Source organism: Tropicimonas aquimaris (genome assembly GCF_042676185.1).
In the GTDB taxonomy this organism is placed as follows: Bacteria; Pseudomonadota; Alphaproteobacteria; order Rhodobacterales; family Rhodobacteraceae; genus Tropicimonas; species Tropicimonas aquimaris.
In genome coordinates, this window is record NZ_JBHTJT010000002.1 from 158,884 (window position 1) to 175,676 (window position 16,793).

Consider the following 16,793-nt stretch of genomic DNA (forward strand, 5'->3'; position numbering starts at 1 on the left):
CCTAAACACTTTAGACTGTCGCCTTCCGGGCTTGATCTGCGCGCGTTTCTGCACCGTCGCCGGACCATGGCCGGTCCGCCGGAACGATCGCGACAGACTCCCAAAACCTGTCCAAACTTGAACTCCTGCTAGCCGGTATGCCCGCACGCCAGTGCGTCGTATAAGAACGTCCCGGCTCCACGAAGATTCGCCCCGCTGCGGTGTTCAGGGCGATTTGCCGCAGGGTAAGGCCGGCCACGCCCTGCATCGGCCCGCCTGTGTCCGCGCGTCGTGGTACAAGGAAATATTGCTTGGGAAACGTGGTTTACCTTCCCAGCATACGGTTGCCTCCCCGGAACATGCCGGAGACAAATCTGCCTCTGGGAAATTTGTAAAAATTGGTATAGCGCTCGCAACCAACCACACAACAACCTTTCGAGGAGTCAGATATGACAAAACCCGTCATCGGTTTCATCGGTCTCGGCCTGATGGGCGGCAACATGGTCGAAAACCTTCAGAAGAGGGGCTACGAGCTGGTCGTCATGGACCTCAACAAGGACGCCGTGGCCGCAGTACTTGCCCGCGGCAACGCCAAGGAGGCCTCCTCACCCAAGGAACTGGCCGAGGCCAGCGACATCGTGATGCTTTGCCTCACCACCTCGGCCGTGGTCGAAAAGGTGGTCTATGGCGACGAGGGCATCCTCGCCGGCATCAAGGAAGGCGCGGTCCTGATCGACTTCGGCACCTCCATCCCGGCCTCCACCCGCAAGATCGGCGCCGATCTCGCCGCCAAGGGCGCCGGCATGGTCGACGCCCCGCTGGGCCGCACCCCGGCCCACGCCAAGGATGGCCTGCTCAACATCATGGCCGCCGGCGACAAGGAGACCTTCGACAAGGTCAAGCCGGTGCTCGACGAGCAGGGCGAGAACGTCTTCTACCTCGGCGCGCTCGGCGCCGGCCACACCACCAAGCTGATCAACAACTTCATGGGCATGACCACCGTCTGCACCATGAGCCAGGCCTTCGCCGTCGCCACCAAGGCCGGCGTCGACCGCCAGCAGCTTTTCGACATCATGTCGACCGGCCCGTCCGCCTCGCCCTTCATGAACTTCTGCAAGAACTATGCTGTCGACGGCGTGAGCGACCTCGGCTTCTCCATCGCCAACGCCAACAAGGACCTCGGCTACTTCCTCAAGATGGTCGAAGACCTCGGCACCCGCGCCGAGATCGCCGAAGGCACCTCGCACAACCTCCAGGCGGCTTTCGATGCCGGCCTGGGCGACGGTAACGTGCCGGAAATCTACGACTACTTCCTCAAGCTCGAGAAGTAATCCGGCACGCCGGAGAACACGCCGCGCGCTCCCGATCGGGGCGCGCGGCAACAGGCGTGCGGGGATGGCAGGGCTCCTTGCCGGATCCCGAGGTCCGTTTCGAACGTCATCTCGCCCCTTCCCTGCGTGGAAGCTTTCCGAGCCTGAAGCCGACCCGGCACGTCGCTCTGGCTGCATAGCTGCGCACGCCAGCTCCGGAATCGCCATTCGGGCGTGACGGCTCCCACATCCCCATTCGACGGAACCTCAAGCCTCGGAGGGCGTTTGCCCTTTGAGGAGATTGGAAGCGACCAAGGAGCGCCGCGTGGAAGAGTCCCGAAAGACAGCCGTGGTGGCCGGCGGCAGCGCCGGTGCCGGGCGCGCCGTTGTCTCCTGCCTCATCGACGCGGGTTACCGCGTCGGCATCATCGCCCGCGGTGAAGACCGGCTCCAACAGCTCGAGGCCACCTATGGCGCGCAGGTCCTGACCCGGAGCTGCGATGTCTCGGACGCCGAGGCCGTGGAACGCGCAGGCGCCGAAATCGAAGCGGCGCTCGGGCCGGTCGAAGTGTGGGTCAACGCCGCGATGCTCACGAGCTTCTCACCCTTCGCCCGGATGCCCGCCTGCGAGTTCGACCGCATCGTCGATGCCACCCTGCTCGGCGTGGTCAATGGGACCCGAACCGCGATCAGGCTGATGGAAGCGCGCAACCGGGGGCGGATCGTCAACATCGGTTCCGGCCTCTCCTACCGCGCGGTGCCCTATCAATCGGCCTATTGCACGGCCAAGCACGGGGTGAACGGCTTCTCCTCCGCGATCCGGTCGGAGCTGATCCGGGAAGGGGCGCGGGTCACAGTCAGCCTCGTTCAGTTACCCTCGATGAACACGCCGCAATTCGACTGGGCCCGCAACCGGCTGTCGAAGAAACCGCGGCCGGCATCGCCGGTCTTTCAGCCCGAGATTGCCTCAAAGGCGGTGATGCGCGCGGTGCGCGAGGGACGGCGGGAATACCTTGTGGGCACCTCTGTGCTGCAGCTTGTCTTTGCCAACATGATCTTTCCCGACTGGTTGGATCACCGGCTGGCAGACCGTGGCGCGGAGATGCAGAAGTCGCAAGCCGAGGAGCCGGGGAACCGAGACGACAACCTCGACATGCCCGTCCCCGGCATCGACGCCACACCGCACGGCAGCTTCGGCAGTCTGGCAAGCGGTGGCGGGCTGGTGGTCGATGGCGACAGGGCCCGCTGGCTGGTGTTCGGTGCCCTGCCAGTGGCAGGCTTCGCCCTCGGAATGATGCTCGGCTGAGCCCCCCCCCACGCACGCAGGATCCGGCGCGGCGAGCGGGAACGTACGATCAACCGCCTCCCTCTGCCTCCGCTCCAAGTGCGACCTCCCGTTTCACCTGCCCCCAGGCGAGCAGGGTAAAGATCGCCGTGCCACCGATGATGTTGCCGGCCAGCACCGGCAGGAAGAACCCGCTGAGCGCCTCCGCGAGCCCGAGCTCGCCCAGCCACATCAGGTGCGTTATCTCTACCGACCCTGCGATGATATGGGTGAAATCGCCCGCCGCGATCAGCCAGGTGAAGGCCGTGATGACGAGAAAAGCGTTGCCCTGCGCGGTCGGCATCATCCAGACGATGGAGGCCACCAGCACACCCGCCGGGATCGCCCGGAGGAAAGCCTGCGCCGGCCCCATGCCCACCGCATGCTCCGACAGCGCGTGTATCGCGGCCCCGACCTTGGGCTCCAACACGCCATCGAGGGTAAAGAACCACCCAGCAATCGCCGCGCCGACCACGTTGGCGCTCAGCACGATGCCCCAGAGGCGGAGCATCTGCATCAGGCAAGCACGGCTGCCGCGGTGCATTACCGGCAGAACCGTGGTGATCGTGTTCTCGGTAAAGAGCTGCATCCGCCCGAAGATCACCACGAGGAAGCCCAGAGAATAGCCAAGGTTCTCGACCAGGAAGGCGCCGTCGGTGACAGGCAGGTGGCTACCCAGCACCGCCTCGCCAAGAACGGACAGGCTTATCAGCATCCCTGCCGCCAGCCCCGACCAGATCAGCGAAGTCGCCGGCCGCTCCAGCTCTTCGCCGCCGTCGCGACGGATCACCTCGTAGATCAGCCTCGCCGACAGGCGGGCGGCGTCCATCACCGAGGCTTCTTCGGACCGATGGCGGGCCGCGCTGTCCTCGGGCGGTTCGGCGGGGGGATGGGACATATGTTTCGTCATGCCATACAACGCGGCAACGGCTCGGGTGTTCCATTGCTGGCCGGACGGGGCCCGGCTCAGACCATCGCGTCGGGCACGCCGGGTAGCGGATAGCCGAAATCCTCGGCCGGGCGCGGATCGTAGGGCACTAGAAACCCGGCTCGCGACTCGGGATCCTGCGCGGCGTTGTCGTGGGCCAGCTTGCGCCAAGCCTCCGCTGCGCCCTCCAGGTCGAAAAAGGCATCGCCCGCGCCTTTTGGCAGCCAGTGCCGCATAACCCGCTGCCGCAGGTGCTGCACGTCGCGAGGATCGTCCAGCGCCACCCCGGCCTCGGTGTCCCACCACAGGCTCCGCCCGTTCAGATTGGCCGACGAGACCAGCGCCCGTTCGTCGTCGATACAGGCGACCTTGGCATGGACATAGATGATCGGCGCGCCGCAGAGCGTGTCGCGCCCATGCGCCGGGGACTTCGCGGGGCGCACCGGTGAACAAATCGCCGCGCGTGAACCGAAAGCTTCCTCCACCTGCCGGATACAACGCGCCTGCAGGTATTCGCCAAAACGCGCGTCCGGTCCCGACGCGGCCTCGAAAGCCACGTCCTCCGGCGCGCCAGGCAGAACAAGGATCAGCCCCAGGTCGGGCTGCGCCTGCGCTGCCGCCGCCAGCGCATCGGCGATCCGGCGGTCGCGGAAGAACTGCGTTTCGAGGTAGATCAGCCGCCGAGCCACTCCGAACGCCTCCAGATGCGCCTGCGCCAACTCCCCCACCAGCGGTCGAGGGCCGAGGAATGGCAGCGGAAAGTTGCGGCGCCGTGACATGGTGCGCAGGAGCCGCCCTGTAGGCGGCGCCTCGGCCCGGCCTTCCACCACCTGACGGAAGCTCTCGAGGTGGCGCTGCGCCTCGGTCACGATGGGGCCGCGGCACATCACCTGCACGTCGTGCCAGGTCTCGTCGCGTCGCCGCTGATGGTTCTTGTCGTCATAGCGCCGTTCATCCAGGTCGAGCCCACCGATGCACAGCAGCTCCCGGTCGAAGACGGCGATCTTCTGGTGGTGGGTGCCCGGCACCAGCGGCGGTGGCGGCCATTTGCGCGCCGACAGGCGGCCGCCGGTCTCTTCCTTGAGCCATTTGCGCAGGCCGGGGCTGTCCGAGAGTTGCCGCGCCCGTTCCTCTGCCGGCTGCCCGTTCAGGTCCCGGGCCGCCCGCCGAAGTTCCTTGATCAGCATCGGCCACAGCAGAAGCCGGGGCAACAGGCCGACCCGCGCCGGGTGCAACGCGTTGACGATGCGCAACCGCGCCATTGGCCCGGCCGCCCGGGCCGCTTGCTCGAAGGACCGCCGCGACTCCCACGAGACCCGGTGCAGCTTCCGGGCGAGGATAGGATCGAAGTCCGAGAGCACGAAATGGATCGCCACCCCGCGTTTCAGCACATGCACCAGCAGATCGAACCAGGTCTCCCCGATGGCCTTCCCTTCCTCGCTGCGCAACGCTGTGTCGGGATCGAAAACGCGGAAGCAGGCCCATATCTCGCGCTTTGCGTCGAGAAAGGCCCGCTCATAGGCCGGATAGGCCTCTTCGGCCGTGATCAGGACACGAAGATCGCGCATGTCCCCGACGGGCGCGATCTGGTCGTCAGCTTCTCTCGACATGCCAGCCCTCTCTCACCCACTACCCGCCCAGACATCCCCTCAACGTTCAAAACGCCGCGCCGGTTCCCTCCTCGAGTCGAAAAGGTTCCAGCGCAAAGGTTACCGCCAGCCGAAACACTCGGTCGTCGCGCCCCTGCTCGACTTCGGCGCCGAGCTGCATCGCAAAGGCGTTGATCAGCCGCGTGCCCAACCCGGAGCCACCGGATGCGGAAGGGTCCGCAGACTCCGGGCCCACCGAGTTCTCGACGCTGACCGTCGCAACCTGCGTGTCCTGCGGCCCGGAAACCCGCAACGTCAGCCGCACGAAGGGTCGCGCGCCGTTGTGGGTGCCCGCGTACTTGATGGCATTGGTCATCGCCTCGGTCACCAGCATCGCCAGCGGGCTCACCTGGTCGGGCGACATGGCGACGGGCTCTAGCTCGAGCTGCAGCTCGATCCGCTGCTCAGTTTCCTGCGCCACGGCAATCAACTGCTGGGCGAGGTCCTCCAGGAGCTGATCGGCCCGCAGCCCTACGAGCGACGAGCTCTGGTAGAGTTCGCGGTGAAACTTGGCGAGGCTGCTCAGCCGCCCTTGCACCCGTCGCAGCGCCTCCTCCGCCTCCGGGCCGTTGCTCTGCCGGATCTGCATGTTGATGATCGACGACATCAACTGAAGGTTGTTCTTCACCCGGTGATGCACCTCCCGCAGCAGCAGCTCGCGCTCGTGCACCCGGTCCTCCAGCTCGGCCTCGTCATGCAGGATCTTCTCCGCCATCGAGTCGAAGGTCTCGCCGATCTCCCGCAGCTCGCTCGGTGCCCGCGCCATCGTCTCGCCCGAGAGAATGGCCCGCCCGTCGGCAAAGCTGCGCATCCGCATCCGGAGCTGCCGGGTCGGCGCGATCACCTGGCGGCGCAGCACCAGCACCGCGACCAGCAGGCTGACCAGCCACATCAGGATCGGCGCATAGAGCGCCGCCCCGCCGTAGAGCTGCCGATTGACCGGCACCGCCCCGGCCGGCGCGCTGCCGAGCGCATAGGCCCGGTCGCCATAGAGCGGTACCACCGCGAAATCCCGGATCGGCCCGGCGACGCTCGGCTCGGTAAAGACGAAGCGGCCCGGCCCGGCGAGGCTCTTCAGGTCCCGGTCCCGGGGCAGCAGCTGGACGAGGTCCTCCGGCGCGACATCGGCGGTCAGCACCTCGCCCAAGGCGTTGAAGGTCAGGATCTGGAAGTCCGGGTCCTCGGTCTCGTCGGGCCTTGACAGCACCAGCGGCAACGAAGGGAAGGAGATCGAGACGAAGCCCTGGAAACTGTCGTCGGCCAGGTGCACCGGCTGGCTCACGACCACCACGGCCTGTTTCGTCGCCGCGCCCGAGGGGTTGAAGGTCACGTCCGCGCGGGGATTGGCGAAACGGCGGCGCGACGCCTCATTGTCCGAGAAATCGTAAAGTGCGTCCTTGTCGTTGCACCGATTGAGCTGGTCGGACTCCGTGTGTCCGACAAAGGCGAAGCGCGGGTTCGCGCCCGCGATCTGCTGCATCAGCGCGACGCATTCGTCCATGTCCGGGCGCTGCAGGGACAGCGTCTCGGCGAGGGTGGCGGCGGTGGCGAAGGCGCTCAGGATGGCGTCGCGTTCCGGCGCTGTGGCGGCGGCGGTCTTGGCCAGCAGGCTCGCGCGATAGCTCTCCGTCGCCGCCTGCGTGGCTCTTTGAGACTGCCATGCGGCCACGAGCGCCAGCGGCAGCAGCACCAGCGACAGCATGGAAACGATGCGAAAGGTCAGGCCCTTGCGATCCCAGCCAAGCAGGCCGGACCCGGATTCCCCGGACAGCTTCGCCCCCTTCGCCCCGAGAACGGGGGCCTGCGCGGGCGGGGCCGCCCTCAGCACCCGGGCTCCCCCGGCCTCTGCAAGGAACAGTACGGCACCGCGCCTGACCGGCCAAGGCGCGCGGTCCCGCCATCGGGAGACGACGCGGTTGTGTCAGGGGCAAGCCCCGCCAGCGGGTTCTCGGCAAGCAATTTCGGAGCGTTCATCATGTCCATCGCAGGGGATCCACCTGCCCAAACGCACGACCCGGGATCTTGTTCCCTGCGCCACGAGATTTTCTTCACACGGCCCGGCGCTCCCTCCACGTCCTCACGAGCCTCATCGCGGAAGCTTGCTCATAGACGCGCTGCGCCCACTCGAACTCCGCATGGAGAAGAAGAAAAACGACACCACATGTCGCAAATGTTGCTCTTCCGGTTGGCTTTCCGCCCGAGCTCCGTTATCCGGCCGTTCGTGACCTCGTACCCAGTCGAAGCGCAGCGCCCATATCAAACGCGCACTACCCGGCGAAAGCCGATCCGCAAACGAGTTGATCGCCCCGCGGCAGCGGCGGATCAGCGTGGTTTGCGAACCCTCTGCGAAGCCCGGCCCGAGGTCCACGCTGCCGCCTGCATCCGTCCCGGCGGCCCGACCGGTTCACACTCCCGATCGGGCACGTGGGGGCATTTCAATGCCAAATGGAGCATCTAATGAAATTCGCCACCTCCCTCGGCGCCGCCACCCTGGCGCTGGCCGTTCCCACCCTTGCCCATGCCGATTGCGGCGAGGTTTCGATTGCCCAGATGAACTGGGCCTCCGCCTCGGTCGTCTCGCAGATCGAGAAGTTCATCATGGAGCAGGGCTACGGCTGCACCGTCTCGCTGGTGCCTTCCGACACCGTGCCCGCCGTCACGTCACTGGCCGAGAACAACGAGCCCGACACCGTCTCCGAGCTCTGGGTCAATTCCGCCGGCGACGCCTATGACAAGCTCAAGGAGCAGGGCAAGGTCCGGGAACTCGGCGCAGTGCTCGAGCCCGGCGGGGTGGAGGGCTGGTGGATCCCGGCCTACCTGGCCGAGGCGCACCCCGAATTGACCACCATCGAAGGCGTGCTCGCCAATCCGGAGCTGGTCGGCGGGCAGTTCAACAACTGCCCCGACGGATGGGGCTGCCGGATCGTCAACGACAACCTGATCCCCGCCTTCTGATCCCCGCCTTTGGCCTCGAGGCCAACGGCATCGAGGTGTTCAACCACGGCTCCGGCGAGACGCTGGCGACCTCGATGGCCTCGGCCTACGAGAACGAAGAGCCCTGGTTCGGATATTACTGGGCGCCGACGGCGCTGCTCGGTAAGTACGAGATGGTCGCGGTCGACCTCGGCGAGTACGACGCCGATGTCCACGCCGCCAACCAGAACGCCGACAATGCGGACCCGAAACCCTCGGCTTTCCCTGCCGCACCCGTGGTCACCGTCGTCACCACCGATTTCGCCGAGCGTGAGCCGGAAATCGCCGAGCTGCTGGCCAATGTCAGCTTCGATGTCGACGACATGAACGCGACCCTGGCCTGGATGGACGCCAACAGCGCCTCCGGCGAGGAGGCGGCCGTCTACTACCTGACCACCTTCAAGGACAAGTGGGCCTCCTGGCTGAACGACGAGGCGAGCGAAAAGCTGGCCGGCCTGCTGAACTGACGCCAGCCCAAGAAACGAGGCGGGGTGGCGCTTGCGCCGCCCCGTCCCCCTTTTCGGCGCCCCTCCCCGGCTGGCGCAAGACGGAGGCCTCATGGCAACCTACGATTCCCTGTTCGACACGCTCGGATTGCGTGACTGGTGCGATGCCGGTTCCTCCTCCGCACCGATGTCGATGGCCGACCTGATCGGTCAAACCGGCGGCGCAGAGACCGACAGCTCGATCTGGCAACTGCCGTTCCCCTCGATGAACGCGCTCAACGACGCCTGCCCCGCATTTCCGCAATCGCGCGAGGTGACCCGCGGGCTGGAAGACGGCTTCCTCTCGATCAAGGACAGCCTCAGCTTCGTGCTCGACCCGTTGACGCAACCGCTCTCCTGGGCGCTCGAAGGCGCGCTCTGGCTGTTCGACACCACGCCCTGGTGGATCATGATCCCGCTGCTGCTGCTGGTGGTCCAGCTCGTGACCCGCTCGGCGGCGCTGGTGGTCTTCGTGGCCGCCTGCCTCGGCTTCCTCGCCTTCATCGATTACTACAGTTACGCGATGGACACGCTGGCGATCATCTTCGTCTGCGCCTTCATATGCGTGCTGCTCGGGGTGCCCATCGGCATCGCCATGTCCCGGAGCGACGGCTTTCAGCGCGCGGCGATCCCGATCCTCGACATGCTGCAGACGCTGCCAACCTTCGTCTACCTGATCCCGTTGATCTTCCTGTTCTCGGTGACCGAGCCCAAGCTCTACGGCATCGCGATCATTCTTTATGCCATCGTGCCGGTGATACGGCTCACCAACCTCGGCATCCGGCTGGTCGACAAGCAGGTGATCGAGGCAGCCGACGCCTTCGGCATGACCGCGCGCCAAAAACTCTGGGAGGTGCAGATCCCGCTGGCGCTGCCCAACATCATGGCCGGCGTGAACCAGACCATCATGATGAGCCTCGCCATGGTCGTCATCGCCTCGCTGGTCTCGGCGCCCGGACTCGGCGTGCTGGTGCTGCGCGGGATCCGCAACCTGGAGCTTGGCGTGGGCCTCGTCTCCGGCCTCGGCATCGTGCTGCTGGCGGTGATCCTCGACCGGACCACCAAGGCCGCACTGGCACGCGTCAACAGCACCCACCAGATGTGAGCAGGTTCCGATGACAGAAGAAATCAAGATCTCGATCCGCAAGCTCTACAAGATCTTCGGCGAAGATCCCGCCGCGGCGCTGGAACATGTGCGCGCCGGGGTCGACAAGACGGAGCTGCTGGAAACCTATGACCACGTGCTCGGACTGCAGGACATCAACGTCGACATGCACGCCGGCAAGATTACCGTGATCATGGGCCTGTCCGGCTCCGGCAAGTCGACCCTGATCCGTCACATCAATCGCCTGATCGACCCCACGGCCGGCGAGGTCTGGGTCAACGGCGAGAACGTCCTGACGCTCGACGAGAGGCAGCTCCGCCAGGTACGGCGCGAGCGGATGTCCATGGTGTTCCAAAAGTTCGCCCTCCTGCCGCACCGCACGATCCTGGAGAACGCCGGCACCCCGCTCTCCGTCCGCAGCCTGCCTCGCGCGAAATGGGAGGACGAGGCCCGCACCTGGCTCAACCGGGTCGGGCTAGAGGGGCTCGACGAGCAGCACCCCCACCAGCTCTCGGGCGGGATGCAGCAGCGCGTGGGCATCGCCCGGGCGCTGACCTCGAACGCGGACATCATGCTGATGGACGAGGCTTTCTCCGCGCTCGACCCGCTGATCCGCACCGACATGCAGAACCTGCTACTCGAACTGCAAGAAGAGCTGCACAAGACCATCGTCTTCATCACCCACGATCTCGACGAGGCGCTGAAACTGGCCGATCACCTGGTGATCCTCAAGGACGGCGCCGTGATCCAGCAAGGCGAGCCGCAAAAGATCCTGCTGCACCCCAACGATCCCTACATCACGGACTTCATCTCCGACATCAACCGCGCCCGCGTGCTGCGGGTCCGCTCGGTGATGGCGCCAGCGACGGACACCCGCACGGTGCTCGCCGGCGAAGTCGACCACAACGCCAACCTCGAGTCGGTGATCGGGCTGTCGGGAGGCGACACGACGCTCTCCTACCGGGTGATGAAGAATGGTGCGCAGGTGGGGGTGCTCTCGGTGAAAGACCTGGTGCGCGCGCTGGTGCCCTCCGAAGCCTCGGAAGACGGGGGCATCGCCCGCGCAAGCTGACCCGGGCAAGCCGTCCCGGCGTGTGGCGGTGCCGGCGGCATCCCGCTGCCACCGCCGCGCGGATTTCCGCTTCTGCCGCCACGCCGTCCGGAACGTTTCCGCGCGCCGGCCGTTTGGTCTGTCACCTCCTGATGGCAATCGCGCCGCCGGAGGAGACGCCACAAAGGAGGCTGACATGCGGAACATCCTCACCACCACAGCCCTCGTCATGATGACGGCCCTGCCCGTCTATGCCGAGAGCCACATGCAGACCCAAAGCACTCCAGCCGACACGGCTCAGTCCACGATGCCCGACTCCGGCACCGTCCCGACGCCGCCCCCCGAAACCGGCGCGGCCGAGACGCCTGCCAACACCGCGACGGTGCAGGATCCGATGTCTGACACCGCCGACACTGCACCGGCCGTAGACACCGAAGCCGCCGAACCCGGCGCCACGGCGGGTGCCGAAGGCACCGAGCCCATGGTCACTACGCCTGGCGCCGTGATTTTCGACGACGGGCCGCTGACCGCAGAGAAACTCGACGGGATGCGGGTGATCGGCGGCGACGGCGAGCGAGTCGGCGAGATCTCGCAGATCTTGCTGACCGACGATGGTCGGATCAACCGCGTGGTCGTCGATGTCGGCGGGTTCCTCGGCATCGGCGAGAAACCGGTCGCCCTGCCCTTCTCAGATCTGGAGCTCGTCGGCAGCGACACCATGGATGTCCAGGAGGTCCGAGTGGGCTACACCGAGGACGAACTGAACGGCATGGAGCGCTGGAGCGAGTGACCCGTCCCGTGCAGGACCTTGGCGCGGCGCCTTCAATGGCGCCCGCCGCACCCCAGCTGCTCGGCCAGGACGGGCGCCGTCAGGTCCATTTCTCCAGCAGGAGTCGCCGCGAGCCGATCAAGCCAAATGCCGACCGGACGGCGCCGCGCAGCTGCGTCATCCTCAACGACGGCGCCGGCAAGGACGCCGGCGGCAGCGCGCGTTTCGAGCGCCTTGAGAGGCTGCTGAAGGCGCAGGGGGTCCGTGCAGACCTGCGCCGCGTCACGCGCGGCAGCGACCTAGTCCAAGCCGCCCGCGAGTGCCTTGACGATGGCTACGGCCGCCTGATCGCCGCCGGTGGCGATGGCACCATCGCGGCGCTTGCCGGCGTCGTCCACGGCGCGGGCGCCGAACTGGGCATTCTTCCCGAGGGTACGTTCAACTTCTTCGCTCGCGGCCTCGGCATCCCCGAAGAGCCCGAGGACGCGGTTGCCGCCCTGCGCGACGGCGTGATCCGCGAAGTGCCCATCGGCACGGTCAACGGCCGGGTTTTTCTCAACAACGCCAGCCTCGGCGTTTATCCCGCGATCCTGCGCGAGCGCGAGGGCATGTATCGCCGTTGGGGCCGCAGCCGGCTTGCGGCTTACAGCTCGGTGCTTTCGGTACTGGCTGGCCGGCAGCGCCCGCTCGACCTCGCGATCCGCATCGACGGCGCCGAGCTGCACCTGCGCACCGCGCTCGCCTTCGTCTGCAACAGCGCCTACCAGCTCCGTCAGTTCGGCGTGGACGGCTCCGAAGCGATCGAGCGCGGCGAGTTCGTGCTGCTCACGTCGCGCAACGAGAGCCGGATTGCGATGCTTCGTGCGGCGCTGCGCCTGGCGCTTCGTCGCCCCCGCAAGGCAGAGGATTTCGACCTGCGCACCGGGCGAGAGATCGTCATCCGCCCAGCCCGCCACCGGAATCTACTGGCACTGGACGGAGAGCGGCAAGCTCTGGCAAGCCCGCTGCAGATCCGCCACGCCGTCCGGACCCTGCGCGTGATCGTCCCGAGCGGAAACGGCGGCTGATGCACCGCATCGTGCATATCTCAGACCTGCATTTCGGAACCGAGCACCCCGATCTGCTGGAGCCCCTGCGGAACGCGATCAACGGCGCAGGAGCCGATATCGTCGCCGTCTCGGGAGACCTCACACAGCGCGCGCGACGCCACCAGTTCCGCGCCGCGCGCGCCTTCCTCGACAGCCTCGCGCCCCCCTGGATCAGCGTGCCCGGCAACCACGACGTTCCGCTGGACAAGCTCTGGGACAGATTCTTTCGCCCTTATGCGCGCTATCGCGAGGTCATCTGCGAGGATCTTTGCCCGGTGCGGCGGCTCGGGCCGCTGACGCTGGTCGGGCTGAACACCGTGAATCCGCACACCTGGCAGCGCGGCCGTATCGGTCTCCGCAACGTGCGCCGCGCTTGCGATACACTCGGCGAGGCGGGTGGCATCGGCGTCGTGATCGCCCACCACCCGTTCAACCAGCTCCCCGATTCCGGCAAGGCCCTGATGCGTCACGCCACAGCCGCCGCCGGCGCGCTGGCGGAATGCGGCGCTCAAGTGATCCTGACCGGGCATCTGCACCAATGGCGGGCCGACCCTTTCGTGACCCGCCAACAGGACCGCAACCTGCTGCAGGTGCAGGTCGGCACCAGTCTGTCCCGCCGGGTGCGTGGCCAGCCGAACGACTTCGCTGTGCTGGATTTCGACGACGCAGGCGTGGAGGTGCGCCGTATGGCCTGGTTCGCCCCTGCTTTCCGAACCGCCGACCTGCGACGCTTCGACCGCATCGGCCCGGAGTGGCGCCGCGCCTGAGCCCCGCAACGACACCAAGGCTCCGGCCGTCTCAGATCAACGGCCGCCGCATAGGCGCGTCATTCTCCACCATCGCCAACTCCGCCAGCCCACCCACGTCGTGAATGCGCAGCACGCTCTCGGCCCAGGTGGCAAGCTGCCGGTCGCGCAGCTTGCCCAGCGTCTTGTTGGTGTGCACCAACGACAGGCCGAGCGCGTCGGCCAGATCCTGCTGGCGATAGGGCAGCGGCATGACGCCCGCCTCCATCAGCCCAAGGCTCAGCCCCCGCCGCGCGATCCGGTGCAGTGCCCAGGCGACTGCCTGCAACGCGTCCCGTTGGCCCAGCGTCAACAGCGTCTCGCCGAGGAAATGCTCCTCGATGGCGGCCAGCCAGGTCAGGTCGAAGGCCCGCTCCGGGTGCTCACGAAATACCTGCCAGATGGCCTTGCGGTCGAACACGCAGAGTGTCATCTCCGTGCTCGCCTCCACCGAATGCGTCATCTCGCCCATGACGCCTGCCTGCAAACCTATGAAATCTCCGGGAAAGACGAAGTTGATCACCTGCCGCCGCCCGCATTCGGTGAGCTTCGCCCGCAGGCCCATCCCGCTCAGAACGGTGTAAATCTGCGGAGCATTGCCACCCTCCGACAGGATCGGCGTGCCGGCCTCCACGGCCATCTCGCCCATCTTGAATTTCCGCATGAAATCGACTTCCGAGGTGCTCATCGGATGGAACACCTCAAGCCGTCTCAGCGGGCAGTTCCTGCAATCCGTTTTGATCTTGAAGTCCCTCCAGCTATGTCACAGTTTAATGCGCGCCTCGTGTTATTGTTCCACAGACCTCATCGTTCCACTGACACTCAGGTTCCGATGCAGCTCATCCTTCTCGAACGCGATATCGTGATTGCCGAAGACATCGCGGAGATTGTCAGGGGCGTCTTCGAACTGCCCCAGGTAATGATCGTCGCTTCAGTTGAGGCCGCCTGCGCGGCCCTTGAGGCCGCAGACAGCGCCTGGGACGCGGTGATGCTCCACGGCACGTCCGAGGAGATCGGCAACGATCGGCTTCGCAGCCTGCTCACCGGCAGGGGCCTGCCCGCGATTGTCACCGGCGCCGGTGACCGCGTCGACCTCCCCCCCGGCTGGACCCGCCTCCCCATCCCCTTCACCACAGAAGACCTCGCGACGCTTCTGCAACGCATCCTCCCCCACCGCCCGATAGCGGGTTGAGGGGAAAGCCCGGGTTTCTGCGCCAAGGCGACGATCGAACCGTCTTGGGCAAAGTGCAGCCCATCTGCCACCCCAAGCTGGAAGCGCTGTCGCTCGCCAGTGTTCCCTGTGCCTGGGTGTTGCGGCAGACCTCACGCCGCGAAGGATTCACAACCCGTTTGCCCTGGTTGGAAGGATCGGGCGCGCAAGCCCGCACCCGCCCGCAACCGCGCGACGAACTGATCCAGCGTTCGAGCCGGTGAGACGCCTTTGGTTAGGTCCCAATTGCGAAAGTTGCACTCACCAAGAGCGGGACGCGTCTGATCTGGTCGGTCATGGTGCTGTTCAGGCCACCGCCCAGACAAACCGTCGGGATGGTGGCCTGCCTCCTGCGCCTGCCAAATCCGGACCGGGCAGGCCCTAATTGCGCCTCGCGGTGCCGCCGTCTGGGAACGCTCTCCTTCCAGATCGCCTAACGCCGCGCAAATGGCCCGATGCACCTGCCGGGGAACCCGATACCGTCTTGTGCGTTACCCATCGGAAGACGGAGATCACATCCAGGAGAAATTCATGTCCCCTCCCGACACCAACGCCCCCAAGGAGACGCGCAGGCACCGCCCTGCCCTCATCGGTATTGCCGTCGCCGTGGTGCTCGGCGCGCTCTTCTTCCTCACCAACCTGTTCAATGCCGCCGACAATGAGATCGACCCTGACGGCGGGGCGCAGATGACTCCGCCGGAAGCAACCGCCCCTGCCACACCGCAATAAAGGGAGTGAGACGATGGCCAACGACCATGGCCCCTCTGTGAAGAACGACGACACATACGAGGCGCTCCGTGACAAGGGCTATAGCAAGTCCAAGGCCGCGGCGATCGCCAACGCGCAATCCAACCCCGAGATGTCACCGTCCGAAAAGGGCGGAAAGTCGCCGCCCTACGAGGAATGGACGAAGGACGAGCTGATGGACCGCGCACGGGAACTCGACATCTCCGGCCGTTCGACCATGACGAAGGACGAACTGATCGAGGCGCTACGCAGCTGAGCCGCTGCACCAAACCAGATTAAGTGAACCATTTCAGCGGCCTGCACCCCAACTCCGCATGCAGCTGCGCACGCTACCACGGAGAATACCGATGGAATTCCTGTTTGGCCTGATTGTCATGATCGCGGATATCTATGCGATCTACAAAACCCTCACCAGCACCGCCTCGACCGGAACCAAGGTCCTCTGGACGCTGGTCATCGTGCTCCTGCCGATCCTCGGTTTCATTGCCTGGTTGATCCTTGGCCCGAAAGAGCGCACTCAACCGAGGTAACCGGCCGACCCGCCTCCCCGGGTTCGGCGCGCCACCGTGGGAGGAGTCATTTGAAACACAGCCATTTCACCTCTCCGCTGCGGTGGATCTGGCACAACGTCGAGCTGACCTCGCTGGCCCTGCTGGTGATGATCATCGGCGGTGCCTGGTCCTTCGCCGAACTGGTGGACGAGGTGTTCAACGGCAATACCCGCAGCCTCGACACTTCGCTGCTTTTGCTCCTGCGGGATCCCATCAATCCCGACCTGCCGCGCGGCCCGTGGTGGCTGCAGGAGATGGGCCGAGACCTGACGGCGCTCGGAGGCATCGCCGTGCTGACGCTGGCGATCATCGGCACCACGGGCTACTTCCTGCTCAAGCGCCGGTTCGGCACCGCTCTGTTCCTGCTGGTCTCGACCGGCGGCGGGATGCTGCTGTCCAGCTTCGCCAAGGGCTATTTCGACCGCGCGCGCCCTGAACTCGTGTCGCACGGCAGCCTCGTCGTGACGCCCAGCTTCCCCTCCGGCCACACGCTGATGGCGGCGGTGGTCTATTTCACCCTCGGCGTAATCGTTGCGCGCAGCCTGCCCGGGTTCCGGCTCAAGGCCTATGTGCTGTCGCTGGCGGCGGCTCTTGCCATGCTGGTCGGGATAAGCCGGGTTTACCTTGGCGTGCACTGGCCGACAGACGTTCTGGCTGGCTGGATCATCGGCGCGGTCTGGGCAGCGCTCTGCCTGCTGGTCGCCCGCTTCCTCGCCCGTCGCGGCCGACTAGAGCACTCTGCCCGTGCGGACCTGCCGGGCCCCATGGACTGACCGGTGAGCGCCCCGCCGACGGCATCGCACACCGGAACGTAGTATTGACGTTGCCCCGATCGCAAT

The 16,793-nt window shown here is 66.1% G+C and carries 17 protein-coding genes and 1 pseudogene; 14 read left to right on the forward strand and 4 right to left on the reverse strand.

The window, feature by feature from the left end; genetic code table 11:
* Positions 1–413 precede the first annotated feature (413 nt).
* Both ACFQ2S_RS00785 and ACFQ2S_RS00790 read left to right on the forward strand, forming a co-directional pair.
* A pseudogene (locus ACFQ2S_RS00785) lies at positions 414–1,310 on the forward strand (NAD(P)-dependent oxidoreductase); the annotation flags it as partial.
* Between the two features lie 304 nt (positions 1,311–1,614).
* Positions 1,615–2,595 carry an SDR family oxidoreductase gene (locus tag ACFQ2S_RS00790; RefSeq protein ID WP_386071903.1) on the forward strand — a complete coding sequence of 327 codons (981 nt, stop codon included), beginning with the start codon at positions 1,615–1,617 and terminating at the stop codon, positions 2,593–2,595.
* Between the two features lie 49 nt (positions 2,596–2,644).
* Here ACFQ2S_RS00790 and ACFQ2S_RS00795 read toward each other — a convergent pair whose 3' ends face one another.
* The 3 genes from ACFQ2S_RS00795 to ACFQ2S_RS00805 all read right to left on the reverse strand — a co-directional run bounded on the left by ACFQ2S_RS00795 (position 2,645) and on the right by ACFQ2S_RS00805 (position 7,018).
* Positions 2,645–3,511, reverse strand: coding sequence for a formate/nitrite transporter family protein (locus ACFQ2S_RS00795; RefSeq protein ID WP_386071905.1), 867 nt, complete (start codon positions 3,509–3,511; stop codon positions 2,645–2,647).
* A 68-nt stretch (positions 3,512–3,579) separates the two neighbouring features.
* Positions 3,580–5,151 carry a phospholipase D family protein gene (locus ACFQ2S_RS00800; RefSeq protein ID WP_386071907.1) on the reverse strand — a complete coding sequence of 524 codons (1,572 nt, stop codon included), beginning with the start codon at positions 5,149–5,151 and terminating at the stop codon, positions 3,580–3,582.
* A gap of 46 nt (positions 5,152–5,197) precedes the next feature.
* Positions 5,198–7,018, reverse strand: a complete 1,821-nt coding sequence (locus ACFQ2S_RS00805) for a sensor histidine kinase (RefSeq protein ID WP_386071909.1) — start codon at positions 7,016–7,018, stop codon at positions 5,198–5,200.
* Between the two features lie 629 nt (positions 7,019–7,647).
* On the opposite strand from ACFQ2S_RS00805, the gene ACFQ2S_RS00810 reads away from it, so the two are divergent.
* From ACFQ2S_RS00810 to ACFQ2S_RS00840, 7 genes are all read left to right on the forward strand, one after another.
* On the forward strand, positions 7,648–8,145 hold the full coding sequence (locus tag ACFQ2S_RS00810; RefSeq protein ID WP_386071910.1) for a glycine betaine ABC transporter substrate-binding protein: 498 nt from the start codon (positions 7,648–7,650) through the stop codon (positions 8,143–8,145).
* Complete coding sequence (locus ACFQ2S_RS00815) at positions 8,100–8,630, forward strand: glycine betaine ABC transporter substrate-binding protein (RefSeq protein ID WP_386071912.1); 531 nt, start codon at positions 8,100–8,102, stop codon at positions 8,628–8,630. The genes ACFQ2S_RS00810 and ACFQ2S_RS00815 overlap by 46 nt, the downstream gene beginning before the upstream one ends.
* Before the next feature lie 91 nt (positions 8,631–8,721).
* Positions 8,722–9,753, forward strand: a complete 1,032-nt coding sequence (locus ACFQ2S_RS00820; RefSeq protein ID WP_386071914.1) for an ABC transporter permease — start codon at positions 8,722–8,724, stop codon at positions 9,751–9,753.
* Positions 9,754–9,763: 10 nt separating this feature from the next.
* A complete protein-coding gene (locus ACFQ2S_RS00825; RefSeq protein ID WP_386071916.1) occupies positions 9,764–10,825 on the forward strand; it encodes an ATP-binding cassette domain-containing protein in 1,062 nt (353 codons plus the stop codon).
* A gap of 175 nt (positions 10,826–11,000) precedes the next feature.
* Positions 11,001–11,594, forward strand: coding sequence for a PRC-barrel domain-containing protein (locus tag ACFQ2S_RS00830; RefSeq protein ID WP_386071918.1), 594 nt, complete (start codon positions 11,001–11,003; stop codon positions 11,592–11,594).
* Complete coding sequence (locus tag ACFQ2S_RS00835; RefSeq protein ID WP_386071920.1) at positions 11,591–12,640, forward strand: diacylglycerol/lipid kinase family protein; 1,050 nt, start codon at positions 11,591–11,593, stop codon at positions 12,638–12,640. The genes ACFQ2S_RS00830 and ACFQ2S_RS00835 overlap by 4 nt, the downstream gene beginning before the upstream one ends.
* The gene (locus tag ACFQ2S_RS00840) at positions 12,640–13,428 is read left to right on the forward strand and encodes a metallophosphoesterase family protein (RefSeq protein ID WP_386071922.1); all 789 of its coding nucleotides are present in this window, start codon (positions 12,640–12,642) and stop codon (positions 13,426–13,428) included. The genes ACFQ2S_RS00835 and ACFQ2S_RS00840 overlap by 1 nt, the downstream gene beginning before the upstream one ends.
* A gap of 31 nt (positions 13,429–13,459) precedes the next feature.
* Here the strand turns inward: ACFQ2S_RS00840 and ACFQ2S_RS00845 are convergent, their stop codons facing one another.
* Complete coding sequence (locus tag ACFQ2S_RS00845; protein ID WP_386071982.1) at positions 13,460–14,188, reverse strand: Crp/Fnr family transcriptional regulator; 729 nt, start codon at positions 14,186–14,188, stop codon at positions 13,460–13,462.
* Positions 14,189–14,278: 90 nt separating this feature from the next.
* On the opposite strand from ACFQ2S_RS00845, the gene ACFQ2S_RS00850 reads away from it, so the two are divergent.
* The 5 genes from ACFQ2S_RS00850 to ACFQ2S_RS00870 all read left to right on the forward strand — a co-directional run bounded on the left by ACFQ2S_RS00850 (position 14,279) and on the right by ACFQ2S_RS00870 (position 16,727).
* The gene (locus ACFQ2S_RS00850; RefSeq protein WP_386071924.1) at positions 14,279–14,638 is read left to right on the forward strand and encodes a hypothetical protein; all 360 of its coding nucleotides are present in this window, start codon (positions 14,279–14,281) and stop codon (positions 14,636–14,638) included.
* Between the two features lie 549 nt (positions 14,639–15,187).
* The gene (locus ACFQ2S_RS00855) at positions 15,188–15,385 is read left to right on the forward strand and encodes a hypothetical protein (protein WP_386071925.1); all 198 of its coding nucleotides are present in this window, start codon (positions 15,188–15,190) and stop codon (positions 15,383–15,385) included.
* Positions 15,386–15,398: 13 nt separating this feature from the next.
* Positions 15,399–15,659 (forward strand): DUF7218 family protein, encoded by a 261-nt coding sequence (locus ACFQ2S_RS00860; RefSeq protein WP_386071926.1) that lies wholly within the window; start codon positions 15,399–15,401, stop codon positions 15,657–15,659.
* A gap of 91 nt (positions 15,660–15,750) precedes the next feature.
* The gene (locus ACFQ2S_RS00865) at positions 15,751–15,933 is read left to right on the forward strand and encodes a PLD nuclease N-terminal domain-containing protein (protein WP_386071928.1); all 183 of its coding nucleotides are present in this window, start codon (positions 15,751–15,753) and stop codon (positions 15,931–15,933) included.
* A 50-nt stretch (positions 15,934–15,983) separates the two neighbouring features.
* Entirely contained in the window at positions 15,984–16,727 is a 744-nt protein-coding gene (locus tag ACFQ2S_RS00870) for a phosphatase PAP2 family protein (RefSeq protein WP_386071929.1), read from the forward strand.
* The last annotated feature ends 66 nt before the right edge of the window (positions 16,728–16,793 follow it).

Excerpts from the sequence above, each read along its gene's own strand:
- ACFQ2S_RS00840 (WP_386071922.1), top strand. The coding sequence starts at position 12,640 with ATGCACCGCATCGTGCATATCTCAGACCTGCATTTCGGAACCGAGCAC.
- ACFQ2S_RS00820 (WP_386071914.1), top strand. The coding sequence starts at position 8,722 with ATGGCAACCTACGATTCCCTGTTCGACACGCTCGGATTGCGTGACTGG.
- ACFQ2S_RS00850 (WP_386071924.1), top strand. The coding sequence starts at position 14,279 with ATGCAGCTCATCCTTCTCGAACGCGATATCGTGATTGCCGAAGACATC.
- ACFQ2S_RS00825 (WP_386071916.1), top strand. The coding sequence starts at position 9,764 with ATGACAGAAGAAATCAAGATCTCGATCCGCAAGCTCTACAAGATCTTC.
- ACFQ2S_RS00800 (WP_386071907.1), bottom strand. The coding sequence starts at position 5,151 with ATGTCGAGAGAAGCTGACGACCAGATCGCGCCCGTCGGGGACATGCGC.
- ACFQ2S_RS00830 (WP_386071918.1), top strand. The coding sequence starts at position 11,001 with ATGCGGAACATCCTCACCACCACAGCCCTCGTCATGATGACGGCCCTG.
- ACFQ2S_RS00815 (WP_386071912.1), top strand. The coding sequence starts at position 8,100 with ATGGGGCTGCCGGATCGTCAACGACAACCTGATCCCCGCCTTCTGATC.
- ACFQ2S_RS00860 (WP_386071926.1), top strand. The coding sequence starts at position 15,399 with ATGGCCAACGACCATGGCCCCTCTGTGAAGAACGACGACACATACGAG.
- ACFQ2S_RS00810 (WP_386071910.1), top strand. The coding sequence starts at position 7,648 with ATGAAATTCGCCACCTCCCTCGGCGCCGCCACCCTGGCGCTGGCCGTT.
- ACFQ2S_RS00865 (WP_386071928.1), top strand. The coding sequence starts at position 15,751 with ATGGAATTCCTGTTTGGCCTGATTGTCATGATCGCGGATATCTATGCG.
- ACFQ2S_RS00795 (WP_386071905.1), bottom strand. The coding sequence starts at position 3,511 with ATGTCCCATCCCCCCGCCGAACCGCCCGAGGACAGCGCGGCCCGCCAT.
- ACFQ2S_RS00855 (WP_386071925.1), top strand. The coding sequence starts at position 15,188 with ATGTCCCCTCCCGACACCAACGCCCCCAAGGAGACGCGCAGGCACCGC.